The organism is Candidatus Zixiibacteriota bacterium, assembly GCA_018820315.1.
Lineage (GTDB): Bacteria > Zixibacteria > MSB-5A5 > JAABVY01 > JAHJOQ01 > JAHJOQ01.
The window spans coordinates 53,750-64,209 of record JAHJOQ010000019.1; the positions used below are offsets into that span (position 1 = coordinate 53,750).

4 protein-coding genes are annotated in these 10,460 nt (G+C 51.2%); 2 read left to right on the top strand and 2 right to left on the bottom strand.

What is annotated here, in order from left to right:
- Nucleotide 1 precedes the first annotated feature (1 nt).
- Nucleotides 2-1,429, top strand: a complete 1,428-nt coding sequence (locus tag KKH67_01975) for an O-antigen ligase family protein (GenBank protein MBU1317942.1) — start codon at nucleotides 2-4, stop codon at nucleotides 1,427-1,429.
- 51 nt (nucleotides 1,430-1,480) lie between these two features.
- Here KKH67_01975 and KKH67_01980 read toward each other — a convergent pair whose 3' ends face one another.
- Complete coding sequence (locus KKH67_01980; protein MBU1317943.1) at nucleotides 1,481-2,635, bottom strand: hypothetical protein; 1,155 nt, start codon at nucleotides 2,633-2,635, stop codon at nucleotides 1,481-1,483.
- A 289-nt stretch (nucleotides 2,636-2,924) separates the two neighbouring features.
- On the opposite strand from KKH67_01980, the gene KKH67_01985 reads away from it, so the two are divergent.
- Entirely contained in the window at nucleotides 2,925-6,188 is a 3,264-nt protein-coding gene (locus KKH67_01985; protein ID MBU1317944.1) for a PDZ domain-containing protein, read from the top strand.
- 72 nt (nucleotides 6,189-6,260) lie between these two features.
- Here KKH67_01985 and KKH67_01990 read toward each other — a convergent pair.
- Nucleotides 6,261-10,460 (bottom strand): S8 family serine peptidase (locus KKH67_01990; protein MBU1317945.1); only part of this gene is annotated, 4,200 nt, incomplete at its 5' end.

Below are 10,460 nucleotides of genomic sequence, written 5' to 3' on the forward strand. Positions count from 1 at the left end.
GATGATTCCGGCAATGCTGGTGGCTCTACTGCCTCTCGGGCTCGTACTTACAATAGTCGTCGCCACCAGGACCACGTTTGATAATCTGAAGATATTCGCCGTTTTAATGCCTCTACAGGCCTTTGCCACCTTAGAGGCCGGTTTTTCGATTCCCCCAATTTATGTTTTCCTGGTATTGATATTGATAGGTGTTGCGATGAAAGGGGAACCCATTCTAACCGATTCTCCGGGGAGCAAGCCTTTGATGTGGTTCCTTGCGATCGCAGTGTTGTCGACTATTGCTGCCGCCATCTGGATAAAGCTACCCGCAGTACAGTTTGACAACTGGATGAGATTCAGGGCGAGCTCGGCACGGAGCCCACTGCAGCTTGCGTTGACACTCTTCCACTTCCTGCCGTTTTTCCTAATCGTTGCAAGTGCTAAAACAGAGGACTCGGCCAATTCGCTCCTCAAGATACATCTCGGTGTCGGTGCCGTCATGATTTGCCTCGGGCTGTACCAGATTGCCGCGTTTGCACTGGACCTCCCATTCAAGGACTATACCTGGTCAATCAACGCTGTCACTCAATCTTCGATAATAGACTATGGCAAGGTGCATGCATACGGCGCAGGAGTCACCGATTTCGCGGCCAGAACAACTTTTGTCGAAACGCGCGATTTCGCCGACTACCTTCTGTCTGTCGTTCCTCTGGCAGCCGCCTTGTGGATATCCGGTTCCAAACAGATCAAGGAGCGGTTCGGTTTCCTGGCGTCGCCGCTCGTAGCTGCGCTTGGTGCAATTACCATATTCCTGACCATGTCGCGGTCGGCATGGGTTATACTCGTGATATCGCTGCTTGTACTGGCATTCTGGCTCGCACCTCGCTCGCTGCTCAAGCAAATACCGATCACATTTGTTCTCATAGCCGTTGCAGTCGTACTACTGGTCAAAGCAGGCTTTTTCAACGAATCGGGGATTTCATTCTTCTCGATCATTGCTGAACGACTAAGCATAGAAGGTATCATAACAGACCCGAGAGTTCTCTATCTGGTCGTGGCCTGGGATGTTTTTCTAACAAGCCCGGTTCTCGGTGTCGGCGCGGGGAATTTCTCGATTATCGGTGCGGATATGCTCGGATTCGACGTGCTTGCGAGCGCTCACGGTATCCCCTGGCAGGCGCTCTGCGAATTCGGATTCCTTGGATTCTGCGCGCTGATGGTGGTCTTCTTCAGCATCATGCGATCGCTCTCACGATCAATCAAAAGAAGCAAGATTCCCAATCAGCGGGCTATTTTGGTTGGGCTGTTCGCGTCGTTGCTGGCGCTCTTCCTCAATAGCTTTACCGGCCATGATCGGCCACCGTTCTACCTAATCTTCATAATGGGACTGTCAGCAACTTACGCCTCTCTTGCCCGTAAGTCTGCATCCGCAGTTGAAGCGGAATCCTGATTACATTTGAAGCTGGAGCCGGCATCATCGGTCTGGGGTCAGATTTACGAATCAATGAGTGTAGACGAATTCTACGAATGGCCCTTGATAGTACGGGGGATAGAAGGCCTCTCGTGAGTGAAATTCAAGTCTGCGGACAGCCGTCTCAGGATATTCATCATCCCGAAATGCAAACCGAAGTCCATACGGTGTCTCTTCCGGATGCGCGTATATCTCCATCACGTCCATGGCAAGAATTCCTTTTTCGGTTGATTTGACAACCGAGAAGGAATCAGCATCCACACGAGGTGCTGTATTCCCGGTAACTAAATCTTCGCTCCACTCCTGAAGAATCCGTCGCACCATTATAGTCTGAGGCACCCAATTCGCATCAGCGGAGATGTCGGAATGATGGGTTTCCTTGAAAACCAGTGTCGCTGATTCCAGATCAGCCAGATCCACCACACTTGGCAGTCGCGGGAGAACAACCAGTAATCGGCGATTGACGGTAGAATCGATATCCTGCCAGTGAAACATCGCAATCTCTGCCTGCGATCCGAAATTCATCGAGTTGTTCTCAGGGTATTTTGAATTCACCTCAACATAAGCATCTCTGGCTATGGGAATCGAATCGTGTACAGTTCGCACGAGCACTATGTTGAATTCATTGTCCGAACCTGCGATATAGATCGTCGCACTGAAATCATGATACCCGGCCTGCGTTTTGGAGCATGTCACTAACTGCTCGCCAACCGGAACATTTGGTATCATAAAGAAACCATCTGGATTCGTGAAAGTAGAATCGTTACTCACAACGATCTTGGCACTGCCGACGGAACCATAAGCGGGATGCGTGACATATCCGCGGAGATCACCCACATCAATGTCGATCCGCAGGCTGATATCGAGCCAGCCGGTATCGGAGACGCTAATCTCCTCTGAGTAATCTCTGTACTCGTCACGGGTAACCATTAGAGTGTAAGTTCCGTGCGGTATACTATCGATAAAGTATTTGCCACTACTCAGCGTAGTGTCTGTTCGACCGGCAACCTCAACTACTGCATCGGACAGCGGAACCGGTGTACCGTGAAGAAACACAAAGCCGGTGATTGCACCGTAACGCACAGGTTCCGGCGCAGGACCGGATTCATTGCTGCTGCATCCAGCGACTAGAAAAACCAACAGGCTGATTGCACATCTGATTCTCAATTCAATGCCACTCAACACCGACACTCCATTTATAGCATATTCCCCTGTCATTCTAATTAACGAATCCTGACAGCATTCGTTCAACGAAAATTGAACGATCTCAAACTAATTAAGACTTGTTCCGGCCACAAATCAAGAGCAAATGTGGCGGCTGGCGTATGATCCGCCGAGTTCGTCACCTTGCCTATTGCTATCCTGCCTGCAAACGAGTACATTTATCCAATTCTATGAAGAGTTTATTTGTTGAAGCTCATATTTCAGTCGCTCACTGCAAGCGCAGATGCATACTAAAGACAACGGAGGATTTATGCGTAGGTTTCTCATTCCGATATCCGTAATCATCCTGCTCATGGCCGGTCAGGCCTTTTCCGAGGAAGCAAGATTGCTTCGCTTTCCTGATGTTCACGGTGATAGAGTCGCTTTCATGCACGCAGGAGATATCTATCTGGCTCCCCGAGCAGGCGGACATGCGACCCGTCTGACCAGCCACGAAGGTCTGGAGCTATTTCCGAAATTCTCTCCCGATGGAAGCAAAATTGCTTTCACGGGGCAATACGATGGCGATATGTCCGTGTATGTCATGCCAATCGACGGCGGCGAACCGACAAGGCTGACATTCCACCCCGGCATTCAACGAACCAGCGAGCGTTTCGGCCCGGAGAATATCGTGCTGGGATGGCATCCAGATGGCGACCGCGTACTGTTCCGATCACGCAAGGAGCCCTCTGACTGGTGGGATGGTCGCGCATATCTCGTTTATCTCAACGGCGGCATGCCTGAAGCACTTCCGATGAGAGCAGCCGGATTCACAAGCTTCTCGCCGGATGCGCACAAAGTCGCCTACTGCCCGACATTCAGAGATTTCCGTACTTGGAAGCGCTACATGGGCGGCATGGCACAGGATGTTTGGATATTTGATCTCGACGCGATGACTTCTCAGAAGATCACTGACTGGGACGGTACCGACAACATGCCAATGTGGTATCAGGGCAAGATATATTTCAACAGCGACCGCACGGGCAAGCTGAATCTGTATTGCTATGATACGGAGACTGCGGAGACAAGACAGGTGACGCAGTTTGCCGAATTCGATGTCCGCTGGCCGAGTCTTGGTCCGGATGGGATAGCCTTCGAAAACGCAGGTTACCTGTATGTGCTCGATCTGCCCTCCGAGAAGCTGAACAAGCTTGAGATCACGATAACAACGGATCAGCCGTCTATGCGGACCGAGTTTGTAGGTGTATCTGACAAAGTCGGAGATTTTCACATTTCGCCCGACGGCAACCGCGCTGTGTTTTCGGCCAGAGGTGAGATTATCACTGTCCCCAAAAAGGAAGGCAACACAAGGAACCTGACCAACAGCTCCGGCGCAAATGACAGGGACCCTAAATGGTCGCCAGACGGTAAGTGGATCTGCTATACCTCGGATGAGTCCGGTGAAGAGGAACTGTACTTGATTTCGCAGGATGGCAAATTGAAAACAAGAGTCACAACTGACGGCCGCTGCCACAAGTATGAATCAGCATGGTCGCCCGACAGCAGGAAGATCGTGTTCTCTGACAAGAATCTCGCCTTGTATTATGTTGATGTCGAGACAAGAACGTTGACTCAGATTGACAAGTCCGACCGCAACGAAATCCGCTCGTACTCATGGTCCCCCGACAGCAAGTATCTTGCATACGACAAGCGACTCGAAAACAGGATATCCGCTTTGTTCGTGTATTCATTCGAAGATCATCAGATACATCAGATAACACCCGGCACATCCAACGACTTCTCGCCTGCTTTTGATCCGGATGGAAAGTACCTCTACTTCTTATCTGAGAGGAATTTCAATCCGCTTCTCGGATCGTATGAATTTGAATACGTAAACACCGCTATTACGGATATCTACCTGATACTCCTTTCATCTACTGATAAATCTCCCTTTGAACCGGAGAGTGATGAAGTCAATGTGGGAGCTGCAAAGGATAAGGACACGACATCTGCAAAAGAGAAGAACGCAGAATCGGTCAAGGTGAAAATTGATTTTGATGGCATTTATCATCGACAGGTCCAATTCGATCTTCCGTCTGGAAACTATGACGCGCTGGATGCCATATCGGGAGCAGTGTTCTACACTTCAGAACCATTCTATGGACTCGACGGCAAGATTGGTGAAGAAGAGCCGGTACTCCACAAGTACGATATAAAAGAGAAGAAAGATTACCGCTTTGCGGAGGGGCTCTCCGGTTATACGTTCACATACGATGGCAAGCAGATGCTTGTCAGGAAGGGTTCCGACTATCACATCGTCACAACATCGGGAGAGAAGATTGACATCGAAAAGAATAAACTCGATCTGTCGAAGATGGAAATGCGTCTTGATCGGCAGGCAGAATACAGGCAGATGTTTGACAATGTCTGGCGGATGGAGCGGGACTTCTTCTATGATGCGGCTATGCACGGCGTCGATTGGCAAGCCGTCGGCGAGAGGTACAGGACTCTTCTTCCGTATGTTGCTCACAGATTCGATCTGACCTACCTGCTCGGCGAAATGGTCGGTGAGCTCTCATGCTCGCACACATATATCGGCGGCGGCGATATGCCGAAGATAGAACAAAGCCAGACAGGACTGCTTGGAGTCGAGTTCGCAGTCGACAAAGCAAGCAATCGAATCAAGATTGCGCGCATACTCCCCGGCGAGAACTGGGACAAGAAGCTGAGATCGCCTCTGCGCGATCCGGGAGTAGATGTCGCCGATGGGAACTATCTTCTGGCCATCGATGGACACGAGATAACCGCAGACGACAATCCCTACGCATTCACTGTCAACTGCGTCGATCGGACTATCACATTGACGGTCAACTCCAAACCGGAAATGAAGGGTGCAAGGAATGTGACTGTCAGACCTATTGAATCTGAAGAGGCGCTCAGATACTACACTGTGGTCGAAGACACTCGCAAATATATCGATTCGGTGTCGAACGGCAAGATCGGATACATTCATATCCCGGACATGGACAGTTATGGATTGATTCGATTCGCCAAGATGTTCTATTATCAACTACGCAAGCCGGGACTGATAATCGATGTCAGATACAATGGTGGTGGATTTGTGTCGGGGCTGATTCTCGAACGTTTGCGGCGCGTGGTGAAGGCGATGGGCAGTTCTCGCAACTTCGCGGTGGGACCGATGCCTGGTGATGGTGTCAACGGGCACATGATTACACTGATGAATCAATTCTCCTGTTCCGATGGCGACTACTTCCCGTACTTCTTCCGCGAGTACCATCTTGGCCCCCTTCTTGGGAAACGATCCTGGGGTGGTGTGATCGGCATTCGAGGCTACAGGCCATTGATCGACGGAGGGTATTACACCGCGCCGGAATTCGGAATCTATGGCCTCGGCGGTCAATGGATAATGGAGAACGTCGGTGTTGTGCCCGACATCGAAGTGGACAATCTTCCCGATAGACTTGCGCAGGGATATGACGATCAGCTTGACAAAGCGATAGAATATCTGTTGGATAAGATAAAGACGGAACCGAGAACGCTTCCGGGCAGGCCTCAGCCACCTAACCCTCGATGATTAGACCCTGAGTGATATTAGAAAAAACCCCGCCGACAAATCGGCGGGGTTCTTGTTTTCGTGTATTGTCCTTTACAGGCAGGCTGCACACGGTACCGGACCGCCTGCGAAGATGTAGGCTATCAAATAGACAGCGTCATCGATATCAATTGCAGCGCTGCAATCAGGATCTCCAGCCTCGAGCGGGTCTGGTGCAGGACCACCGGAAAATATGTAGACAACGATGAATACCGCATCGTCGATATCCACTGACTCGCTGCCATCAGCATCACCGCACACATATGTAGGTGCACTGCTGACGGTCAAATTAACCGGAACCGGCCAGATCGCCTCAGATGGATCTGGGTCATTGGATGTGACCTGAATCTCGGACTGATAATAACCCTCGCCGAGATCGGCTGTCGAGATTGAGACGACAACAGTATCCTCACCTCCGGGCAGGACAATACCGCTGATCGGAGCAATACTGATCCACTGGGCCGGAGCATAGTACTTCACAGCAAGCGCATCATGCAGGTAGTCGGCGTTGAACACTACCGTCATACCATCCAAACCATCCGCGTCCTCGATACCGACACTGCAGCCGAGAATGTCGAATCCACCTTCGATAGTCGAATACTGATACGTTATCATCCCGTTGGATTCCAGAATGATCTCAGCATTTATCACAGCGCCCGCAACGGCTTGATACTCCGGATAGTCAACAAACTGGATTATCAAGCTGTCATTTCTCGTCTCGTAAAGCACCTTCGCCCCAGGATTATTGGCATTCGTCGGGTCGAGATCATCCCAGCACCAAGCGAGTATGTTATTCGGAACCGCAGTCGCGGGCATTGTGGTGTTGGAACGTGTGTTGTAACCTTCAGTCGGCCCAAATCCGATGAAGCCATTAGAGGCGATGTAGAATTCAGAGCAGTCGATACCATAGTAGTTGAATGTGAAGCCTATCGTAAGTGGACCGACATTGTTGTCATCACCGAGTCCGGAAACTTCGGTGCCTGTCGCCTGAATGTCTACCCAGTCAAACACAGGACCGCTCGGCTCATCCGAATCGACCCAGAAGTAACCCCAGGCGTCAGGGCCACCGGCATCAAATACGACATCATGACCGGGTGGTTCATTATCGACTCCCTTGATGTCGGCGTAATTCAAGTATCCTTCCGGATATGACTGTTTCGCAGGTGCCGCAAGCCCGGCAAGTTGCATGCTTTCGAACACCGACGCCTCTTTGCTGACAATCGGGACAATGGCAGCATTATATGTCAATGATCCGAGTCCTGAGTTGGATATTACTATGTCAGCCTTGGTTGAATCACCCTTCTGCAGGGAAAAATCAAGATAATTTGGAGCAACAGCGATCTCCGGCGCATAATCGAGTCTTATGTCATCAACATACCAATCATCGAAATCGATGCCTGAGCCGAAGTTGGATACTCGTATCTGGAAAGCGTTATAAAGAGCATCCTCCGTAAGCGGGACAGAAACAGCTTCGAAGCTCGTCATGTCACCCGCGGCCCCGAGTTGCCTGCTGATCTCGATCCAGTTTCCATATCGATTCCTGTATTCGAATACAAGATCATCGTCCACATCCGGTGATTCACCCGGTCCCCGACGTTGATAATAGTACGACATCACCGCCCCGGTCTGTTCTGACAGATCAATCAATTGTGAAACCAGCGTGTCGACTCCCCCATCCAAATGCAGCGAATATGGTGGTGATGGAGGCGAGTATGCATCGCCGGCTATTTCGCCACCCGCATTGAACATCCAGCGCTCTGTGTCGACGAACGGATCAGGGAATGGCTCATACCACGGGAATGAAGCAGCCGTCCCGGCAGATATCACCTCGAACGTCGCATAGGCAGAAACATCTGGATCTGCAGTCGATGAGGCCTTTATCCACGAACTGCTGCTGACATTGAGCGGCGTACCCGCAGGAATTTCGATTTTCACCAATATGCCAAGCGATTCGGTAGGCTGGATTGTCCCGGTAGAAGTGATCTGCATGCTGTTTGCAGCATCCCAGAAAGAGACATCCCATGCCGAGGCTGAATCAGTCAGATCGTAGTCATCGGCATAAAGACCGCTATTGGTTATACTGATCAGGAACAACGCACTATCTCCGGCAGGACCAAACTGACTCGCCGAATTCGGCGCAATCTGGACTTTGTAATCGGATGGTTTCCCGACAAAGACGTCATCCACAAACCAGTCATCGTATGCTCCGACCGTGCCGGTCGCCGAAAATCTCAGCTTCAATCCCGAATGAAACGCATCGATTGGGAGCGATATTTCGACCATCTCGTATTCGGTCATATCCGCGTCGCCACCTGAGTGAGTCTGAATGGTCGTCCACGAGCTCGACTGATTGAGATACTCAACCACGAGATCATCTCCAGTCTCGGGGCTGTCACCGCCACCGGTACGCTCATAGTAATACCTGAGAATGACGTTAAATTCATTCGACAAATCGATGGCCTGAGACTCGACAAAATCGCTCCCGGAAGGATCGCCGTTGAGTCCCAGGGAATATACGGGAGACGGTTCATCGATGCCGACTTCGCTGACAGAGGCGCCACTGTGCAGCACCCATTTGCCGACATTGATGCTGCTTGTCGGGAAATCATCACTGAACGGTATCGCGAATGGCTGCCCATCCGAGATAGTCGTCACCATCGCCTCTGCTGTCACAGAGGGGTCGCCACCGGATGACACCACGATCGTGGCAACATCCTGATCGCCGTAAAGGCTCGAAGGAACTTCGACAGCAACAGAAAATGTAAAGCTATCGTCAGATGCGACCGATGGCGTCTGCGTAATCTGAACCAATCCCAGTTGATCCCAAAAAGATGTCGACCAGGTCACGCCTGCTGCTGATAGATCGTATACATCTGAGTAGATGCCGTCGTTGGTGATCTGCAGGGTATGCCACACTGTGTCACCCACAGCTCCTGTGCCAGACTGGTTTTCCGGAGCCAGACTCAGGGCGTAATCGATAACCCTGAACGTATACAGGTCCGTAGTGTCTGCCTCACCTCTCGCATTCATGGCGTACAGATAGTAGTTAACGGTTGTGCCGGGTGATTGAGCCGGGATGAATGCATTGTACTCGTTCACGCCGCCCGTCCACTGCAGAGTCTCCTCGTACCAAATCGAAGAGGTTTCATAGCGCAGCAACAGAGAATCGGCAAGAAGCAGCGTGTCGGAAAACACGGTACAAAGCGTCTCATAGCTATTGAGGCTGTCTTTAGTGTCCTCGAGAGGAGTGTGTGTAATGGTGATACCGCCGAGCAGCGAGACGGCGTTGTAGACATTGATCCTGCCCCACCCGAATTGATTATCGAAACCGGTTGGCCCAAGATCCTCCGATGTATTAATCATAATCTGACGAACCGAATCTGGAGTAATCGATGGTCCCAGGCTGAGAATCAGTGCGGCAAACCCCGCTACATGAGGTGTCGCCATTGACGTGCCCGCCAGAGGAGCGTAGTTCTGAGGCAGGCCCAGATCGACATTTAGCTGAACCTGGTAATTCGGAAATGTCGAATACACATCGTTTGCATCGTACGGGCTGCCATATCCTCCCGGCGCTGATATAGTCACCGACGGACCGATACTCGAGAATGGCGAAGAGCCGTCGTTATGATCGGTAGATGAAACACAGATTACATTTGAGTACGAAGTCGAGTATGCGCCCGGCCATGAGACAGAACCCTGCCAGTTGTTACCGGCTGCAGCACATACGACAACTCCGTGACTATCGGCATAGGCGACACCATGCTCCTTGGCTTCCCCTGCCGACCCGCCGCCGGAATAGTTGATAACTTTGCAGCCGTTATCAGTGGCATAAATGCATCCGTCGCGGAAATTCTCATGCGATCCCGAACCGTATTGATCGAACACCTTGATCGCCATGATCTCCGCGTTCCAGCAGACACCGGCAACACCGATGCCGTTGTCAGACTCCGCAGCAATTGTACCGGATACGTGAGTGCCGTGACCGTTGTCATCCGCAGGATCATTGTCGCCGTAGGCGAAATCGTATCCAAAGAAGTACCGCGTTGGATCATCGAGATCGGGATGGCTTAGTGATCCGAACTGTATTGGAATGCCGCTGTCTAACACGCCGACCCGGATGACTGCCCCGCCGGTCGAAATATCCCAACCTTCAGGCGCATCGATATCAGCGTCGACCGTGCCGCCGGGGGGATTCTGACCTGTGTTATGATAGTGCCATTGCTTATCGAACTCGGGATCGTTCGGAATGATGAA